Here is a 17,132-nt window from a genome sequence, read left to right on the forward strand (position 1 = left end):
GGTAACGGAAGAAAATGACACATCAATCAAATGGAACAGATGGTTCAGACAAATCAGCTGGATCAGTATCAAATGCCCCGTTGAGCGTCGACGCACTTAGGGAGATGGTGGCTGCCGGAACAATCGACACAGTGGTAGTTTCCATTACCGACTCCCTTGGCCGGCTACAGGGCAAGCGGTGCGGTGCCAGATCCTTCCTCGAAGACGTCCTGGGCCACGGAGCAGAAGGCTGCAACTACCTGCTGTCCGTGGACGTGGAGATGAACACGATTGACGGCTATAGCATGTCGTCATGGGAGAACGGGTACGGGGACATGGTGATGAGGCCCGATGTCTCCACCCTGCGCCTGGTTCCCTGGCTGGAGGGTACCGCCATGATCCAGTGCGACATCCTCTGGCTCGACGGGAGCCCGGTAGTGCAGTCTCCGCGGCAGATCCTGCGGGGACAGATCGAACGGCTGGAGAACCTGGGTTACCGCGCGCACATTGGCACCGAACTTGAGTTCATCATGTTCGATGACAGCTATGCCGAAGCATGGGACAAGAAGTACGAGGCCCTGACCCCATCCACGAGCTACAACGTGGATTACTCTCTGCTTGCCACCGCACGGTTGGAACCGGTGATCCGCAGCATCCGGACCAACATGGAAAAGGCGGGACTCGTCGTCGAATCTTCCAAAGGGGAGTGCAACTACGGCCAGCAGGAAATCACCTTCCGCTACGCCGAGGCGCTGACGGCGTGCGACAACCATGCTTTCTACAAGAACGGCGCCAAAGAAATCGCCGATCAGCACGGCAAGAGCATCACGTTCATGGCGAAGTACAACGAACGCGAGGGCAGCTCCTGCCACATCCACTTCAGCCTTACGGACCTTGACGGGAACCCAGTACTGCCGGGGGATGGCGAGCATGGTTTCAGCCCCCTGATGGAGCACTTCATCGCGGGACAACTGGCTGCGCTGCAGGAACTGGCCTACTTTCAGGCGCCAAACATCAATTCCTACAAGCGCTTCGTCGAGGGCAGTTTTGCGCCGACCGCCATCGCCTGGGGCCTGGACAACCGCAGCTGCGCCCTGCGCGTGGTGGGCCGCGGCCGGGGGATGCGGGTCGAAAACCGGGTAGGCGGAGGAGACGTCAACCCGTACTTGGCTGCAGCATCACTGATTGCCGCAGCGATACACGGCATTGAAAATAAACTCACGCTCGAACCGATCATGACCGGCAACGCCTACCTCTCCGATTCGGCCAGGATCCCCAGCAACCTCCGCGATTCCCGGGCATTGCTCGCAGGCAGCGAGATTGCGCGCAAGTCCTTCGGGGATGAGGTGGTGGACCACTACGTCCACGCCGCCGACGTCGAACTGAAGGCCTTTGACAGTGCAGTGACGGACTGGGAGCGCAAGCGTGTCTTTGAGCGCCTCTGATTCTGGTTCGTACCGTCCGCGTATCGGGCTGACCACCTACTACCAGGAGGCCTCCTGGGGTGTCTGGACCTCAGAAGCTGCCATCCTGCCCGGAACGTATGTCCAGGCGGTGGTGGCGGCCGGAGGAACTCCAGTCCTGCTACCACCGGTAGGAACAGATCCCTCGATTGTTGAGTTGCTCGACGGGCTGATCATCTCAGGGGGATCCGACGTCGGCCCTGAACACTACGGGGCACAGTCTCACTCGCTGACACGCTCCCAGGCCGACCGGGACCACCATGACATCGCCCTGACCCGCGCCGCTTTGGACAAGCAGGTGCCGCTCTTCGCGATATGCCGCGGAGCCCAGATCCTGAACGTCGCGTTGGGCGGAACCCTGATCCAGCACATTCCGGATGTGAATCCTGAGGCAAATTATCAACCTGCGCCCGGGGTATTCGGGGACGTCGAATTCACCACAACCTCCGGCAGTATCAGTGAGCGGCTGCTGGGTCCGCGGGCAAGCGCGCCCTGCTACCACCATCAGGCCATCGATGAGGTGGCACGCGGTCTTCGCGTCACAGCGGAGGCGTTGGACGGCACGGTAGAAGCAGTCGAAACAACATCCGGCGGCTGGGTTCTCGGCGTCCAGTTCCACCCCGAACAAAACGCGAATGACCTGCGGCTTTTCAGCGGGTTCATTGAGGAAGCACGCCGTTACAGAACACATCGAATGGAGGGTTCTGCTGATGTCCAGCAGTACGTATGAGGTATTAAATCCTGCCACCGAGGAAGTCATCCACACTCTGGAGCTGGCGACCCTGGAAGAGACGGACAGGGCCATTCAAAAAGCCGCACGGGTGTTCGAAAGCTGGCGTCACGTGGCACCCGCAGACAGGGCATTGCTGCTGCGCCGCTTTGCCGCCGCCGTCGATTCCGACCTGGAGAATCTGGCCCAGCTGGAAGTGCTCAACGCAGGCCACACCATCGGCAACGCCCGCTGGGAAGCGGGCAACGTCCGGGACGTTCTGTCCTACTACGCTGCCGCGCCGGAGAGGCACCTCGGCCAGCAGATCCCCGTGGATGGGGGAATCAACGTGACCTTCAACGAACCCCTCGGCGTCGTGGGTGTGATCGTTCCCTGGAACTTTCCCATGCCCATCGCAGCGTGGGGTTTCGCCCCCGCGCTGGCCGCGGGTAACACGGTAGTCCTTAAACCCGCAGAGCTGACACCGATGACAGCCGTTCGGATTGGCGAGCTCGCCCGTGCGGCCGGTATTCCTGATGGCGTGCTGACCATCATCCCGGGCAAGGGCTCGGTGGTAGGGGAGCGGTTCGTCACTCATCCGGCAGTCCGGAAGGTGGTTTTCACGGGATCCACAGCGGTGGGCAAGCGCATCATGGCTGGCTGCGCGGACCAGCTGAAACCTGTCACGCTCGAACTGGGTGGCAAGAGCGCCAACATCATCTTTGCTGATGCCGATCTGGAAGAAGCGGCTGCTGCTGCACCGGGCGGAGCCTTTGACAATGCAGGCCAGGACTGCTGTGCCCGTTCCCGGATCCTGGTCCAGCGCAGCGTGTATGGAGAGTTCCTCGGTCTGCTGCAGCCGATTGTAGAGGCCTTGAACGTGGGGGACCCGGGGGATGAGTCCTCTTTCATGGGTCCGCTGATTTCCGCGGCCCAGCACCAGACGGTTTCCGGGTATGTCCCGGAGGGGTCACCTGTTGCGTTCCGCGGTTCGGCTCCGACCGGGAAGGGCTTCTGGTTTCCTCCAACAGTCCTAACTCCGTCCCCCGGCGACAGGGTTATGTACGAGGAGATCTTTGGCCCCGTCGTCGCCGTCGTCCCGTTCGACGACGAAGCGGACGCCCTGCGTCTGGCGAACGACTCGATATACGGGCTTTCGGGCTCCATCTGGACCCGAGACGTCGGACGCGCCTTGCGGATGGCTCGCGGCCTGGAATCGGGGAACCTTTCCGTGAACTCGCACTCTTCGGTCAGGTATTCAACCCCGTTCGGAGGGTTCAAACAGTCCGGCCTCGGACGCGAACTCGGACCGGATGCGCTGAACGCCTTCACCGAAACGAAAAACGTCTTTATTTCCACCCGGGCTTAGCGCCTAAGCAAGAGCAAGGATGCCAGCAATGTTCGAAGTAATCTCAAACCGTCTCAAGGACCGCAGCGCCGTCATCACCGGTGGAGCCAGCGGAATCGGCCTGGCGACAGCCCGCCGCCTCGCTTCTGAGGGGGCCAAGGTAGTGATCGCCGACGTCGACCCCACCGCCGGATTGCGCGCTGCAGAAGAAGTGGGAGGCCTTTTCGTAAAAGTGGACGTCACCAGCGAAGAGGACGTCAAGAACCTCTACGCCGTGACCAACGAGACCTACGGAAGTGTTGATATTGCCTTCAACAACGCCGGCATCTCCCCGCCGGATGACGCTTCCATCCTGAACACAGGCATCGACGCCTGGCGCAAAGTCCAGGAAGTGAACCTGACCTCGGTGTTCTACTGCTGCAAATATGCCCTGCCATACATGCAGGCCCAAGGCAAGGGGTCCATCATCAATACCGCCTCCTTCGTCGCGGTAATGGGGGCGGCAACCTCGCAGATCTCCTACAGTGCCTCCAAAGGCGGAGTCCTGGCCATGAGCCGGGAACTCGGCGTCGAATTCGCCCGCCAGGGCATCCGGGTCAATGCCCTCTGCCCGGGCCCGGTCAACACGCCGCTCCTGAAGGAGCTGTTCGCCAAGGACCCGGAAAAGGCGGCCAGGCGCCTGGTCCATATTCCCTTGGGCAGGTTCGCCGAACCCGAGGAACTTGCCGCCGCAGTGGCCTTCTTGGCCAGTGACGACTCATCCTTCATGACGGCCTCCACATTCCTGGTGGACGGCGGAATCTCGGGAGCGTACGTAACTCCGCAGTGATCCGTTTTCCGGGGTCGCTTCTGTGGTGGACCGGAGTATAACCAACGGGGGACATGGCCCGGCGCTGGGATGCGCCGGGCCTTCTGCCGCTTACAGATGTCCTGACGGGCCGGCATCGGCGTCACGATTTCGTGAGGAGTGGGTTAAGTATGAGCCCGGAGTGGGGCGGCGGGGAGTCTCAAGCGAAAACCGCGAGTCGAATGATTGATAGGCGGTGCCAGGACAGTGCAGAAACCAACGGAAGTTGCGGACGAAGATCTCATCCGTTCCGGCCGCGACGGCGACCGCACTGCCTTGGAGGTCCTCTACAACAGGCATCACGACGCCGGTCTGAAGTTCGCGCGGCGGCTCACCGGCAACAAGGCAGACGCCGAGGACGTCACCCAGGAAGCGTTCCTCAAAGTCGTCTCGGCCATGGAACGCGGCAACGGGCCGGAAACTGCATTTAGGCCGTATTTTCTGAGGGCAGTGCGCACCGTCGCCGCTGACAACTGGGAGAACCAGGCCAAGGAGACACCCACGGAAAACGCCGGTGATATCCCGGTGGAAGACGCCTCGCTGGCCTCCCTATTGCAGCGGGATGACCCCGAATTGGTCATGAAAGCGTTCCAGTCACTCCCGCTGCGGTGGATGACTGTCCTCTGGCATGCGGAAGTGGAACGGGAACCACCCCGCAAGATTGCCCCAGTCCTCGGCATGGAACCCGGGGCTGTTTCAGCACTGCTCTTAAGGGCAAGGAAAGGGCTTCGCGAGGCTTATCTCAGCGCCTATGTGGATGCCCCCCTGCGGTCAGGCTGCGAACCGACTTTTCCCTACCTTGCAGCGACGGTGCTGGGGACAAGCTCCGCTCGTGATCGGCGGAAGGTGAACGAACACACCCGCGACTGTGAAGACTGCGCCAAAGTCCTGGCTCAGCTGACCGACGTCGGAGCGACAATGAGGGGCATCGTTGCCCCCTTTGTGCTCCTTGGCCCTGCCCTGGGCGGCGCCCGCTTCTCTCTGCAAGACCGTTTCCCTTCGCGTTGGCCAAGAACGGCGGCTGCCGCGGGCGTAGCGGCTCTGGCAGTCGGAGCTGTGGCCGCCGTCGCCGTAGCGGGTGGTCTCGTCAGCGGCGGGCCGAACGCTGCCCCGCCCCCGCATGAAACTGAGTTGAGCCGAGCAGTTCCTGCAAGTCCGGAGCTGCCTCCCGCAATCACCAACACAGCGCCGCCCCCCACCTCCGGGCCCTTGCCTGCGGAGGACCCCGGCTCACCGGGCTCGGATTACCCGGCAGGGTCCCGATTCGCTGAACCTGACACCGGCGCCTTTCACGGAATGGCACCTGTGGGGCCTTGGCCGCCAGTTCCTGCCGCTGGCCCGCGTAGTGCTGGGGGAGGTGTTCCGGCCAGGCCGACGGCGTCTCCCACCTCGACTCCAGCACCGGCGCCCACCGCTGTAACCTCCCCACCGGCCACACAGACTCCAACGCCTACACCAACGCGGACTCCGACTCCGACAGTAACCCCCACCCCTGCTCCGACACTGACATTGACTCCGGCCCCCACGCCAACCCCGACCCCCACCCCGACTCCGACCGTTAGGCCTACTGACCCCCCGCGTGAACCAATCTGCCCCATCATTTTTGACTTGTGCTTCAGCATTTAGGAACAGCCAGCATAGAAGCCAGGCTACGTCGAGTTATAAGGCGACCGGGGAGGTTTTTGAACATCGCCGCGATTCCTGGGCCTGCTACTGGAGGGGTCGGCCCTTCAAGCCCGTAGTATTGGGAATTAATCAGCATACGTATCAATTTTGAGGGGAATAGGCATGCCTGATGAATCGGGAGGGCGGCTTACCTTGTTTGTGGGCCGTCGGGAGTTCGAAGAACTCGCGGGTGCTTGGGCCTCTTACCTCCAGGCAACCAAAAGCCTTGAAGCAGTCGACCCGGTCTTGGCAATGCAGAGGACAGGTGCTGTTCTCCGGGCCTTGGAGCAGCTAATGAGCACGCTGGAGCCGGACACCAGGTTGGGCGGATCCAATGGCGAGGATGCCCCGCAACGGGCCTAAATCTAAAGACCCGCGTCATTCGATGACTTTTCCGTGTTCTTTATGACCAAAAGTCACCCGATTTATCTGCGGGTGGTTGCGTTGGGGCATTCCCCTGTTCCGAGTTGCTCGGGACCCCAAGCCTGCGGAGCCCGAATGTCCAGAATCGATCCTTTCCCATCAGCGCCGTCCGTGACGGAGAGGGCTGGGGTTTGCCATAGGCAGGCAGCGGGTACTTACGTGATCGGGGCATTTGTCACCCTTCCGGAAGATTGGCGTCGGGCCCTCTGGTATTCCGATATGCAGGGCTTGACTCCGACCGAGGCCGGACCATTACTGCAGATAAGTCCGGAGCTGTTTTCAGCCGTCCTTGAAGATGCGCGCACAGCCCTCCGAGTGGCCTTTGCCAGTGTGCTTCTGCGTGCAGCGGGCACGGGCATTGCCCCCGAGAATGGAAAGGCGCAGCCCGGGCTGACCATGTGAGGGTCAGGCCTGGCCTGATCTGGGGCAGGCGGTATCCGATCACGTCTCAAGGTTTGCGGATACCGCCAGCCCCTTGCGGAAGCATTTGTGCTGCTCCGCCTCGGTGCAGTGCCATCTGCGGTAAAGGGGACTTACCGCAGGACAAGGGCTGCGTAGCCATCCTGCACAGCTGTATAACCTCGATGCCGGCTTTTCATGACGGCGCTGATTCGTCATGAGACGAGTGGACTTATGAGGGACCCTGATTGGTGGATTTTGCGGAAACAATCACCTCACCGACGGCGTGGATGAGAGTTCCTGTCCGGTGCAGGGCCTCAACTGGATCAATCGGTCCGTTACGCGGGTCTGTGATGGAACAGTATTCGGACCATTCGTGCTTCAGCTTTCCGAATTGCCTGGCACCCACCGATGCTGTCACTGTGGCTGCCTCCTGAACGTTCTTCAGCTGGAGGTGTTCTTCATTCATGCCCTGATTGACTCCCGGGAAAGCGAATCGTGACGCGAAGGAAATGATGGATGGATTGAGAATCGACGTCGGGATGAATATTGGCCGGTCGAAAACGACCACTATGCGGGATCTGCCTGCCCAGCATGTGGATCATTCAAAAGATCACGTCATGAATTACCACCCGTTAGTTCCAACTACTTGGGTACTTGGCGTCGGGCCTGTACTGATGAACGAACGGAACAAACCAGGTTGGCTTTACAAGGGGCTTCAGGCGAACCACGGCTTGGAACAGGTGGGATGGGGGATCCCGCGCTGCTAACGGCGCTGAGGGCTGGGAGCAAGGAAGCGGCAGATGTGTTGTATCGGCGGCATGCCGCTGATGCACTGTCATTTGCCCGGGGACTGGTTCGGACCGAGCATGACGCGAAAGATCTTGTGCAGGAGGCCTTCGCCAAAACCATCAGTACGGTGGCTAACGGAAAGGGGCCGCATGAGAATTTTCTGGGCTACCTCTTTACGGCAATCAAGAGCTGTGCCGCGGAGTGGTGGAGTAAGAATTCGAGGGAAGTGCCGGTGGAAGCCGGCGTGCTGGATGCAACACAGGGCCCTACCGACGACGATCGGCTGCACCGGGTTTTCGAACGGGATGGCAACGAACGAATACTGGCAGCTCTGCAGTCCTTGCCTGCGCGGTGGCAAACCGCACTCTGGTATGCCGATGTCCTGCAGGAGCCGCCTCGGCGGATAGGACCTGCCCTGGGCATAAAACCCAACGCAGTGTCCGCATTGGTAAGACGGGCGCGGGCCGGACTACGGGAGGCCTACGCCAACGTGCTCTCCGAAGAGAGCCAAGGGGTAGTAAATCCACCACTAGAGGACTAGCTGTACTGGTCAGACAGAACGCGCTCAACTGTGATGCCCCGCTGATTGAACCACTCGACAGCGCGAACGAGCACCGCTGTGGCAGTTTGAGCGGTTTCTTCATCATGTTTCGGCGTAGGCGACGCGGGAATGGCCGTCGATGAACGTGTGGACATAGGCGTAGCCCAGAAGTGGGTCACTGTGTTCGTTGCGCGGTTTGCCGGGTGTCTTGGCGGCGTGGGCCAAGAGACCTGGAATCGGGCGGCAGCTTCGCTGATCGCCCAACCGTCATCGACGACGAGGCGGGCGACCTTTAGCCGGTGGCGCGGTGTGAGAGCAGCGTTTGGGTGGGTCATGAATTCCCCCAGAAATGGAAAGGGGCCAGCCGGATTCGGCTGACCCCTTGAACTGTGCGTGCAGTTCAGTTGGTTCGCGAAGCCTCTGACTGAATGGCCTTGGCGAGGTCGCGGGGACTGCTCCACATAGGCCAATGGCCCGTCGGGAGGTCAATGACATCGAGGTGTTCAAGGTTCGCGACTTCGGTGAACATGGGATGACCGGTTTGGGCCAGCTCTAGCACCTGCGCACTAGAGATTGAGCAACAGACCAGGGTCGTCCGGACCTTGCGGCGGGCGTCGTTGGTGAGCTCAATGGGCTGACGAAGCACGGGGCCGGGCTCAGGGACGGCTCGGGCCCGAAACTGCTCGAGCGCCTCTTCGCTCAGGCCTTCGAGGCTCGCCTGCTGTGCGAGGACGTCGAAGGGCGGCAGCGGAAGCTCCTCCAACTCCTCCGGGAGGTCTGGGGCGAAGACACTTCCCGTCGCTACAGGGCCGGAGTCGACCCACACTACCCGGTGGACAAGCTCAGGGTATCGGTCCATGACGAGGCTGACGGGAGCGTTAGCCCCACTGTGGGCGACGAGAATTGCAGGCTGATTACCGTGTTGAGTAATGACGTCCAGGATTGCTTCAGCCTGGGCGTCGAGGGTTTTAGTCGCACGCTCAGGATCGTGCGCGTCGAGACCGGGCAGTGTCATCGCGATGGCACGAGAATGGTCGGTTTTCAGGTGTTCAAGAACCTCATCCCACGCCCAAGCGCCCAGCCAGTGGCCGGCGATGAGAATGATGGTCGGACTGCTCATGGCGGTTGTCATGTCACAACTCTCGCAGGCCCTATGGACATTGGTATGTCACTATTTATGTCATGAATTTGCCTGGGTCAGAGCAGTGAAGCGAGCAGAACGGCTCCATGCCCTATCAGAAATGTTGCGCCGCAACGGCGCGCGGGGGGTCTCCGCCGAACGGTTGGCGAGAGAGTTCGAGGTGTCCGTGCGCACAATCAAGAGAGACCTCGATGCGCTGGAGAACAGCGGTGCCCCTCTATGGTCGCGCCCAGGTCCGGGCGGTGGCTACGGATTGGCTGTCGGCGCGTCCCTGCCACCCGTCAGCCTGTCCCCAGCGCAGGCAGTGGCGCTCATGTCAGCCGTGTCCGCTGCACCCGATGCCCCCTACGCCGATCTGGCAGCAGCAGGTATCCAGAAGATCCTGGACGTCCTCGATCCCAAAACCCGCGCACGAGCCGACAAGCTGGCCCACCGCGTCTGGGTCAATGCGCTTCCCTCGTCCTCGCGCGCAATCAAGTCGGCACTGGAGGAGGCGATGGCCGAGCAGCGAGTAATCCGTATTCGCTACACATCGAGAGACGAGACCACGACCACCCGCGACGTCGAGCCCGTGCTGTTCGCCTCCACGAACGGCCAGTGGTACCTAATTGGATGGTGCCGAATGCGCGACGCAATCCGATGGTTTACCGTGTCGCGCATCGAGCAGGCCACCGTAACTAAGGCGGCCTGCAGCGGCCACACTATCCACGAGGTCGGAGAACCCCCAGCGAACGCGAGACCGGTACACGGTCGTGGCGAGTGAACCACTCAATCAAAGTATCCGTCAGTACAACTGATATGTAGTCCTGCGTTGTCAATAGGCATGGGGAAGCGGTCCCGGGGTTGAGTTGCCTGGGACCGCTTCCCTTTGTGGCCGGGATGGGCGTTGGTGTGTGGTCAGCGTGTCGTTGGCGACGGCGCGGTCAGACTGATATGCGCGGGTTGGTTACCGCAGGACGAAGTGTTCGGCTGGAGGTTACCGCTGGTCTAGCAATGACGGGCGTCGCCGTTTCCGGTTGCCCATAGGTGTATCGCGGGTTTACTCCACGCGCTGCAAGGACCACTCACGACTTTCACTTCCCGGGTTTTTCCTTGCCCCCTGGATCAGGGGCCGGAAGCTGTCGAGCGGGGGCCGACTTCGGCCTGATGTGCGCCGGTGGCCAGGGACCAGCACCAGCCGGCGAGCTCGCGGGCGACGGCGACGTTGGCGATGACCGGACGCTTACGGCGTTCGAGATAGTTGATCCAGCGGTTATGCAGACGCCGATTACCGGCATGGCCGCGGATCCGTGCTTCGGAACTGGCTTCTTCCCACCGGGACCGCATCAGCCGTGACGGGTTGTCGTATGGTCTGCGGTGGTGCCAGGCTGCCTCGACGAGCAGCCGGCGGGCGTGTGTGTTGCCGGTTTTGGTGATGGAGCCCAGAGACCGGGACGCTCCCGATGAATGCTCTGTCGGGACCAGCCCGAGGTAAGCCCCGATCGTGGCGCCGGTAAAGCGATGCCAGTCACCGATCTCCACAGCCAATCCGAAGGCAGTCAGGGTCGAGATTCCCCGCAGGCACTGCAGCGCCCGGACAACGGATGTGTATTCGCTCCCGTACGCCATCGCAGTGATCGCCTCATCGAGGCGGTCGCGGCGGTCCGAGATCTCGTGCATCGCCTCAAGAGAAGACTCGTAGGTCAGTTGCCGGGCAGGGGCATCGAAATGCTGCCGGGCCAACCAGAGCTGATGGGTTCCGGTCCAGGCCTGCCCGCCCGAATACACCATGCCCTGGCGAAGCAGGAGCTTGGAGATCCGGTGCCGGGACCGCATCAGATCCCCGCGGACATCTTCCCGGGCGCGCACGAGGTCCCGTGCCGCTTCTTGGTCCGCTGACGGGATCCTGACCGACGTAATCTCGCCGAGTTTCAGCAGCCGGGCCAGATGGAGTGCGTCCTTGGCATCGGTCTTCACTCGGTCCCCGGACGGGCGCTGGAGTTTGGACGGAGCCGCGACCACCGTGTCGATCCCCGCCGCGAGCAGGAACCGGGCCAGACCGAAACCCGTCGGGCCGGCCTCGTAGACCACCCTCACCGGGGTAGGCAGGGATACGATCCAGGCAAGAATCTCGCCATGGTCCGGAGTCATCCGGTGCGGAATGACTTCACCGGTCTGCCCGTCCAACGCGCATGCGACAACGGTACGGGCATGGACATCCAAGCCAACGCTTGTACGCTCGAACATAGCTGGAACCTCCAATTTTCAAATGTGGCTCTACCTGTCCGCCAAGTGTGGCAGGCAACCCACGCCTTGCTTTGAAAAGGAGGTTCCAGCCCTTTCGGGCCACACTTCCTGGTCCTTCTGGCAGAGGCCATCAGCGCCGGGACCAGGATCCGGAACGCCACTACACTTTTACAAGCGCCCCCACGAACCTGGCGATCCGGATCCGCCCCGGCGACAATGGCATTCAGAAGGACCGCCCCTCGGCAGCGAGCCCCTCCTGCCTCATATCGTCTAGCCAGGGGTTTTGCCTCTTAAAGTCAGGCAGTGGCTAGCTCGTGGGCGTCCAAGATCTCAGCGGGTAGCCTTCCCCTGCTGTTGGCTGCATAGCCATTTCGTTCAGCCCATTCACGAATGCTGGACGGGTTGGACGGAGCTCGTCGGGCTTGGCGGACGGCTTTTTCTCGGCGATTCCTGGCAGTTACCTTCCGCCCAGCTGTCATGTAGGGCGTAAGCAGCTCCCTCAATGCAGCGGCATTCATGGCCGATAGATCAATTTCGTAATCAGTCCCATCAATCATAAAAGACACGGTTCGGTCGGCCGTGGTTCCGTCCAGATCATCGACGAATTCGGTCACTATCTTTCTTGCCATGAAAGTCATCCTTTATTCAGAGTCTGTGCTGGCAGGTGCGGCCGGTTGCGGACTGCTTCACAACCGGCCGCAGGAATCCAGCGCTTACACCGCCAGAATCCCCCTCCGCCGGCGTACTGCAGGATCCTCGGCGGATTAATGCATGCGGGCAGCTGATATGCCTGTGCCCGAACACTCCTTAAGACTGTGAAAACGGCTAATCGTGACGCAGGACGCCGTCGAGCCGCTTAACAGGCAGCGGGCTTAGTCCGAAAGGCTCTGTCAGTAGCGCTTGGTGAAATGGCGGTACCAGAGGGCCGCTTCCGCAGAAATCGTGAAGGCTCGGGGCTTCAGGCCGGTGAGGGCCCACAACCGGTCCGACTCATACCAATGGTCTTGCGAGAGCAGAGCGGCCTGGTGACAGGTGAATCCGCTTTGGAGAAGGAGGATAAGGGAGCGTTCAAAATCCGTCGAGGCTGACCCCAGTGGCCCGGTGATCTTGTCTTGGATGTCAAGCAGTAGCCGTGCAACACTCACCGGTTCTGGTTCAGCGGCGTGGAATGGCCCCGAAATCCCGACGCCTAAGCCCGGACCTATTAGAGCTGCGATCAGCTGGCCCAGATGCCCTACGTCGATCACGGACAGTTTTGTGCTGCCGTCACCAACTGGTCCACCGACGACGGTAGCCATGCGAATCAGGGCCGGGATAAACCATTTGTCTCCCTGGCCGTAGATCAGCCCAGTGCGAATTACACTGCCTCCGGCATTCAGGACCAGACGTTCAGCTGACGCCCGTGAGCGGCTTGCAGCGGATTCGGGTGCATAGGGGAGTGAAGTGCCCTCTCCTCGGTGTGGGCCTGTTCCGTAAACGGACGTGGTGCTGATCTGTATGAACCGCGAGACACTGTTTCGGGCGGCGGCATCGAGAAGATTGCCGGTGCCGTCCGAGTTGACCTCAGTGGCCGTTGTAGCGTCTGCGCCGGTGTACGTGGCAGCGTTAACAATTGTGTCGGCTCCAGGGAGCGCACTGTTGAGGCTGTCGACGTCTGTAATGTCCCCGACGTATATGCTGGCCTTACTGCTCTCCGGGAGGACTGTCGTCGGACGTGCCAAGATGCGAAGGTCGTTTTCGCCGCGTGCGGTGATGGCTTCAAGGATGCTGCGGCCGATGAATCCGGATGCGCCTGTGAGCAGAACTATCGGCTTCCGCGAACCTTTTTTCATGATTCGCTCTGCCAGGCGGGGAGGGTTCTTGGTCTTGTGTGGGACGACGCCCCGAGTTTGGTGGCACATCCAGTCAACGAGGAATTGTATATATGCCTGTGCAGGAACGTGCGAGGGTGACGAGGGGCTCCATAGTTGCCGGGGCCGCTGCAGTGTTCGAAGAAGCAGGCTATGGCAGTGCGAGCCTGAGTACTGTAGCCGAACGGGCAGGTGTGACGAAGGGTGCCCTGTACTTTCACTTCAGTTCCAAGGAAGACCTGGCCCTTGCTGTCATCGAGGCACAGCATGCCCTTGTTACTGAAGAAGCCAGGCGTACGGCATCGTATGGACGCGATGCTTTGTCTACTATGGTCATGATTTGTGGAAGTTTCGCCAGACAACTGGTCAGGGAACCAGTAGTCCGTGCAGGTGTGCGATTGACTCTCGAAGCCTCCGCTTTCGGGCAGCAGGTCACTAAGCCTTATCACGACTGGATCCACACTATGGAGAGCTTGACCCGGCAGGGCCAGGCAAAAGGTGAAATCAAAGATGCAGTGGACGCTGCTGCTTTCGCCCGGTACCTTGTGGCGTCATTCACTGGAGTACAGATGCTGTCCGCGATTCTCACTGAACGCGCGGATGTGCTGGAGCGGATTGAGGACATGTGGTCGATCCTGCTCCCCTCACTGGTGCCAGACTCGAAACGGGATGAGTTCCTGAAGCTGGTCCGTCTGAGTGTCGCGGACACAGAGTTCCATCCGAACTCTCAGGCATGAGCTCAAACTCGCACGTCAGCACCACGCACACATCCGCGTCGACCCTGATTTCGGCGGTGGCTTTAGTGCGGTTGTGATGGCTCTTGCTGGGGAAGACAGAAACGTCAGCTTTGTCGTTGAGCTCAACGATTTTCAGGAACGCGGCGTCGAAGCTCACAAAATCCAGGTGAGGCTGCCTCGTGTGAGCCCGGAGCGCCTGGCGGATGGCTTCCAGCAGGAGAGCCCCCGGGACGTGGTCCAGGGGATGGTCAAACATGATGGGATTCGTCTTGTCGACGTGCAGCGGCCACGTCCCATCGCGGGAGCTTTCGCCGATAACCACATGGCCGGAGTGCCGCTGACCCACCTGCTCCGGTGGCACTGCGACGGTCGGCCTGGGCGGATCTCGGGTTTCGGATCGGAGCCGCATGCGGGCATATGCGGAGGGGTCTACCACACGGGCACCCGCTGTCCCTGTCGCGATGCAAGCGCCGTTCACATAAAACCGTGCCTTGATATGTAATTTCGCGGGTCCCCGGGGAGTCCGTTGCAGGACATCCACGTCAAGACTGATATGAACGTTTGTCGGTGTGCTGGGATCGCGAGAGTACCCGTCGAGGGCTTGAACGGCCATCTCCGGTAAGAGGAAGACCTGACCGAGGGGCACGCCCTCCATCGAATGAGCTGAAAGGATCGTAGCCTGCCGAAGCGATTCCACAATCAACGCCGAGTCGTAGACCCGAGGAATCGGATGGTAAAAGGTGTGCATTCGTGGCCATTGAGCGCCTGCAATGTAGCGGCCGTCGCCTGCTCTGCGGATATCAGTCATAAAGACCTCGGAAAGTCCCCAGCGGTGTACCAACTCCCGTGGAACGGTGCTGCTGAACGTGACACCTCCATCGCAAGCAGGCGCACCGCTGCGTCTCCCACGACCAAAATGCATGGTCCCCCTTCCTCAACCAGCTGGTGGCAAAAGCATACCGGTCGTATGGCTTATTCCGTTACAGGCTAGTACTGTGGCCAATGCGCAGCGCATTTTTGGGGGCGGGCCACGATCTCATCCCCCGGAAGGCTGCCCATCGCGCCCTTGAGGCCAAGTACTGATCGGATCATTAGGAGTGGCACATGCCTGAAAAATCAGGAAGGCGGCTCACTGTTTCTGTCGGACGCCGGGAATTCGAGAACCTTCAAGGAGCCTGGGCTGCTTATCTCGACGTAACCCAGACGGCGAGGCCGGTGGATCCTGTTCTGGCAATGCGGCAGACCGGTTCATTGCTCCGTTCTCTGGAACGGTTGGCCGGCACCGTAATCTCTGATCAGAATGTTCCAGGAGTCGACAACGACGCCGGGCGGCGCGGCTAGCCACCCGGCGTCGTGCTCCTGTTTTTGGGGAGTTACTTGTCCTTTGCCGTGTCAATGACGACGGCGGTCAGCGCCGGTTCGTCAACAGCACCATCCCCGGTGCGCTTGGCCTCCTCTGCCGGACGTGATTTGCCGAAGCCGGAGAGCATCTCAATGACATCAAAGCCCGTTGTGTCCTTGAGCATCTGTGCAGTCTCCTGCACGCCCGAGGAAACATTTTTGCTCAACTGACTTGCGCCGTCGTTGGAGATGACCGTCATGTTGCTGATGGCCCCCATCGGTGCGGCGATCTCCTTGGCGATGCCCGGCAACACCTCCAGGACCTTGTTCAGGATGGCGGCCTCGTTGAACTCGCTGTACGCCTTGGCCTGGGCTTCGATGGCTCCTGCTTCCGCCTTGCCGCGAAGCCCAATGACATCAGCTTCTGCCACACCCTTGGACTTGATGACCTCGGCCTCGGCAAGGCCACGGATCTTGTTGATCTCGGTCTCGGCATTGCCCTTGGCGGTGTTTGCTGCTGCCAGAGCCCTTGCTTCGACCTCGTTACCGGTTGCTTTCAATTTGCGCGTTTCGAGCTCGGCAGCGGCTTCGACCTTGGTGGCTTCGGAGATGCGTGTGCGGCGCGCAAGATCGGCCGCAGCTTCCGTTTCAACTTTGTACTTGGCTGCGTCAGCGGGCTTGCGGACCTCGATGTCCAGTTCCTTTTCGCGGAGCTCGGCCTGACGTGCAACCACCTGCTGGTTCTTGAGAATGATTGCCTGCTGTTGCTCGGCCTGCGCCAGAGGGCCGGCTGCGTCAGCTTCTGCTTGTCGGGCATCCGTTTCCTGCTTGAGTTCAGCGCGGCGGAGTGCCAGCTTCTGTTCAGCTTCGGCTGTCTTCTGGTCGGCGAGAGCCTTGGCTTCCGCAGCTTCCCGTTGGGAGTTAGCTTCAGCGATACTCGCATTGCGGGCCACTAGAGCGGCCTCAGGGCGGCCAAGGTTCTTGAGGTAGCCGCTGGAATCCTCGACGGACTTGATCTGGAACGTGTCGATGACCAGACCCTGGTTGGTCATCGAGTGTTCGGCTTCTTCCTTGACCGAAGCAGCGAACTGGGCGCGGTCCTTGATAATGGCGTCGACGCTGAGCGTACCCACAATGGACCGCAGCGATCCGGAGAGAGTTTCCTGGGTGTAATGGTCAATGGCGTCCTGCTGGTCGAGGAAGCGCTGGGCTGCTTTGCGGACCGATGCCTTGTCGCCGCCGACCTTAACCTGTGCAACGCCAGCCAGGCGGAGTTGGATGCCGTTGTTGGAGATTGCTTCAATGGTTACTTCCACTTGGCGCGAGGACAGGGAGATGTGGCTGACGCGTTCCGTGATGGGATTGACGAAGGCCCTGTTGTTGATCACGACGCGGGACTGGTCCTCGGACATATCTTCGGTTGGGTTGGGGTCGCTCTTACCGGTGATGAGCATTGCCTCGTTCGGCTTAGCGAACCGAATGCTCATGACGTAGTACATGAAACCGGCAATGAGCAGGAGGACGAGCACGCCCCCGCCGATCAGTAGTTCAATCATTGTTCCCCCTTAGGATTTGCATCGAGCCAGACGGCCCCACGACCAGAGACAAGTATCTCTTGACCTGCACGCACACGTGACGAGGACGCGGGCGATTGGTTGGATACCACGTTAT

The 17,132-nt window shown here is 60.7% G+C and carries 17 protein-coding genes and 2 pseudogenes; 11 read left to right on the forward strand and 8 right to left on the reverse strand.

The window, feature by feature from the left end:
* Nucleotides 1-14: 14 nt before the first annotated feature.
* The 7 genes from M1D88_RS01205 (at nucleotide 15) to M1D88_RS01235 (ending at nucleotide 6,836) form a co-directional block, all read left to right on the forward strand.
* The gene (locus M1D88_RS01205; protein WP_458112810.1) at nucleotides 15-1,424 is read left to right on the forward strand and encodes a glutamine synthetase family protein; all 1,410 of its coding nucleotides are present in this window, start codon (nucleotides 15-17) and stop codon (nucleotides 1,422-1,424) included.
* On the forward strand, nucleotides 1,405-2,172 hold the full coding sequence (locus tag M1D88_RS01210) for a gamma-glutamyl-gamma-aminobutyrate hydrolase family protein (RefSeq protein WP_458112811.1): 768 nt from the start codon (nucleotides 1,405-1,407) through the stop codon (nucleotides 2,170-2,172). The genes M1D88_RS01205 and M1D88_RS01210 overlap by 20 nt, the downstream gene beginning before the upstream one ends.
* Nucleotides 2,153-3,520, forward strand: coding sequence for an aldehyde dehydrogenase family protein (locus tag M1D88_RS01215; protein WP_458112812.1), 1,368 nt, complete (start codon nucleotides 2,153-2,155; stop codon nucleotides 3,518-3,520). Before M1D88_RS01210 ends, M1D88_RS01215 begins: the two co-directional genes overlap by 20 nt.
* A 28-nt stretch (nucleotides 3,521-3,548) precedes the next feature.
* Nucleotides 3,549-4,328, forward strand: a complete 780-nt coding sequence (locus M1D88_RS01220; protein ID WP_458112813.1) for a 3-oxoacyl-ACP reductase — start codon at nucleotides 3,549-3,551, stop codon at nucleotides 4,326-4,328.
* 225 nt (nucleotides 4,329-4,553) lie between these two features.
* Nucleotides 4,554-5,972, forward strand: a complete 1,419-nt coding sequence (locus M1D88_RS01225; RefSeq protein ID WP_458112814.1) for a sigma-70 family RNA polymerase sigma factor — start codon at nucleotides 4,554-4,556, stop codon at nucleotides 5,970-5,972.
* Nucleotides 5,973-6,134: 162 nt separating this feature from the next.
* Complete coding sequence (locus M1D88_RS01230) at nucleotides 6,135-6,374, forward strand: hypothetical protein (protein ID WP_458112815.1); 240 nt, start codon at nucleotides 6,135-6,137, stop codon at nucleotides 6,372-6,374.
* 219 nt (nucleotides 6,375-6,593) lie between these two features.
* On the forward strand, nucleotides 6,594-6,836 hold the full coding sequence (locus M1D88_RS01235) for a hypothetical protein (protein ID WP_458112816.1): 243 nt from the start codon (nucleotides 6,594-6,596) through the stop codon (nucleotides 6,834-6,836).
* A gap of 229 nt (nucleotides 6,837-7,065) precedes the next feature.
* On the opposite strand, the gene M1D88_RS01240 is transcribed toward M1D88_RS01235, so the two are convergent.
* Entirely contained in the window at nucleotides 7,066-7,302 is a 237-nt protein-coding gene (locus M1D88_RS01240; RefSeq protein WP_458112817.1) for a hypothetical protein, read from the reverse strand.
* A 279-nt stretch (nucleotides 7,303-7,581) separates the two neighbouring features.
* Here M1D88_RS01240 and M1D88_RS01245 point away from each other — a divergent pair, with 279 nt between their 5' ends.
* Nucleotides 7,582-8,166: an RNA polymerase sigma factor gene (locus M1D88_RS01245; protein WP_458112818.1), complete on the forward strand. Its 585-nt coding sequence runs from the start codon at nucleotides 7,582-7,584 to the stop codon at nucleotides 8,164-8,166.
* Here the strand turns inward: M1D88_RS01245 and M1D88_RS01250 are convergent.
* Together M1D88_RS01250 and M1D88_RS01255 are read right to left on the reverse strand one after the other, a co-directional pair.
* Nucleotides 8,166-8,379, reverse strand: a pseudogene (locus tag M1D88_RS01250) (DDE-type integrase/transposase/recombinase); the annotation flags it as partial. The gene M1D88_RS01245 and the pseudogene M1D88_RS01250 sit on opposite strands and share 1 nt — an antisense overlap.
* A gap of 187 nt (nucleotides 8,380-8,566) precedes the next feature.
* Complete coding sequence (locus M1D88_RS01255; protein WP_458112819.1) at nucleotides 8,567-9,298, reverse strand: alpha/beta fold hydrolase; 732 nt, start codon at nucleotides 9,296-9,298, stop codon at nucleotides 8,567-8,569.
* A gap of 109 nt (nucleotides 9,299-9,407) precedes the next feature.
* Between M1D88_RS01255 and M1D88_RS01260 the strand changes: the two genes are divergently transcribed.
* A complete protein-coding gene (locus tag M1D88_RS01260; protein WP_458114601.1) occupies nucleotides 9,408-10,070 on the forward strand; it encodes a helix-turn-helix transcriptional regulator in 663 nt (220 codons plus the stop codon).
* 341 nt (nucleotides 10,071-10,411) lie between these two features.
* Here M1D88_RS01260 and M1D88_RS01265 read toward each other — a convergent pair whose 3' ends face one another.
* From M1D88_RS01265 to M1D88_RS01275, 3 genes are all read right to left on the reverse strand, one after another.
* Complete coding sequence (locus tag M1D88_RS01265; protein ID WP_458111517.1) at nucleotides 10,412-11,533, reverse strand: IS110 family RNA-guided transposase; 1,122 nt, start codon at nucleotides 11,531-11,533, stop codon at nucleotides 10,412-10,414.
* 296 nt (nucleotides 11,534-11,829) lie between these two features.
* On the reverse strand, nucleotides 11,830-12,162 hold the full coding sequence (locus tag M1D88_RS01270) for a histone-like nucleoid-structuring protein Lsr2 (protein ID WP_458112820.1): 333 nt from the start codon (nucleotides 12,160-12,162) through the stop codon (nucleotides 11,830-11,832).
* A 261-nt stretch (nucleotides 12,163-12,423) separates the two neighbouring features.
* Complete coding sequence (locus M1D88_RS01275) at nucleotides 12,424-13,365, reverse strand: NAD-dependent epimerase/dehydratase family protein (protein ID WP_458112821.1); 942 nt, start codon at nucleotides 13,363-13,365, stop codon at nucleotides 12,424-12,426.
* Nucleotides 13,366-13,457: 92 nt separating this feature from the next.
* Here M1D88_RS01275 and M1D88_RS01280 point away from each other — a divergent pair, with 92 nt between their 5' ends.
* Nucleotides 13,458-14,120 carry a ScbR family autoregulator-binding transcription factor gene (locus M1D88_RS01280; protein ID WP_458112822.1) on the forward strand — a complete coding sequence of 221 codons (663 nt, stop codon included), beginning with the start codon at nucleotides 13,458-13,460 and terminating at the stop codon, nucleotides 14,118-14,120.
* Between the two features lie 109 nt (nucleotides 14,121-14,229).
* Here M1D88_RS01280 and M1D88_RS01285 read toward each other — a convergent pair.
* Nucleotides 14,230-15,042, reverse strand: a pseudogene (locus tag M1D88_RS01285) (ScbA/BarX family gamma-butyrolactone biosynthesis protein); the annotation flags it as partial.
* Nucleotides 15,043-15,224: 182 nt separating this feature from the next.
* Here M1D88_RS01285 and M1D88_RS01290 point away from each other — a divergent pair.
* A complete protein-coding gene (locus M1D88_RS01290; RefSeq protein WP_458112823.1) occupies nucleotides 15,225-15,461 on the forward strand; it encodes a hypothetical protein in 237 nt (78 codons plus the stop codon).
* Between the two features lie 32 nt (nucleotides 15,462-15,493).
* Here M1D88_RS01290 and M1D88_RS01295 read toward each other — a convergent pair whose 3' ends face one another.
* Nucleotides 15,494-17,017: a flotillin family protein gene (locus M1D88_RS01295; RefSeq protein ID WP_458112824.1), complete on the reverse strand. Its 1,524-nt coding sequence runs from the start codon at nucleotides 17,015-17,017 to the stop codon at nucleotides 15,494-15,496.
* Nucleotides 17,018-17,132 lie beyond the last annotated feature (115 nt).

Source organism: Arthrobacter sp. R1-13 (assembly GCF_054161475.1).

What these genes read in the sequence shown, in the direction of transcription:
- M1D88_RS01220 (WP_458112813.1), top strand. Translation starts at nt 3,549, where the DNA reads ATGTTCGAAGTAATCTCAAACCGTCTCAAGGACCGCAGCGCCGTCATC.
- M1D88_RS01230 (WP_458112815.1), top strand. Translation starts at nt 6,135, where the DNA reads ATGCCTGATGAATCGGGAGGGCGGCTTACCTTGTTTGTGGGCCGTCGG.
- M1D88_RS01205 (WP_458112810.1), top strand. Translation starts at nt 15, where the DNA reads ATGACACATCAATCAAATGGAACAGATGGTTCAGACAAATCAGCTGGA.
- M1D88_RS01270 (WP_458112820.1), bottom strand. Translation starts at nt 12,162, where the DNA reads ATGGCAAGAAAGATAGTGACCGAATTCGTCGATGATCTGGACGGAACC.
- M1D88_RS01265 (WP_458111517.1), bottom strand. Translation starts at nt 11,533, where the DNA reads ATGTTCGAGCGTACAAGCGTTGGCTTGGATGTCCATGCCCGTACCGTT.
- M1D88_RS01245 (WP_458112818.1), top strand. Translation starts at nt 7,582, where the DNA reads ATGGGGGATCCCGCGCTGCTAACGGCGCTGAGGGCTGGGAGCAAGGAA.
- M1D88_RS01290 (WP_458112823.1), top strand. Translation starts at nt 15,225, where the DNA reads ATGCCTGAAAAATCAGGAAGGCGGCTCACTGTTTCTGTCGGACGCCGG.
- M1D88_RS01240 (WP_458112817.1), bottom strand. Translation starts at nt 7,302, where the DNA reads ATGAATGAAGAACACCTCCAGCTGAAGAACGTTCAGGAGGCAGCCACA.
- M1D88_RS01260 (WP_458114601.1), top strand. Translation starts at nt 9,408, where the DNA reads ATGTTGCGCCGCAACGGCGCGCGGGGGGTCTCCGCCGAACGGTTGGCG.
- M1D88_RS01215 (WP_458112812.1), top strand. Translation starts at nt 2,153, where the DNA reads ATGTCCAGCAGTACGTATGAGGTATTAAATCCTGCCACCGAGGAAGTC.
- M1D88_RS01295 (WP_458112824.1), bottom strand. Translation starts at nt 17,017, where the DNA reads ATGATTGAACTACTGATCGGCGGGGGCGTGCTCGTCCTCCTGCTCATT.
- M1D88_RS01280 (WP_458112822.1), top strand. Translation starts at nt 13,458, where the DNA reads ATGCCTGTGCAGGAACGTGCGAGGGTGACGAGGGGCTCCATAGTTGCC.
- M1D88_RS01275 (WP_458112821.1), bottom strand. Translation starts at nt 13,365, where the DNA reads ATGAAAAAAGGTTCGCGGAAGCCGATAGTTCTGCTCACAGGCGCATCC.
- M1D88_RS01255 (WP_458112819.1), bottom strand. Translation starts at nt 9,298, where the DNA reads ATGACAACCGCCATGAGCAGTCCGACCATCATTCTCATCGCCGGCCAC.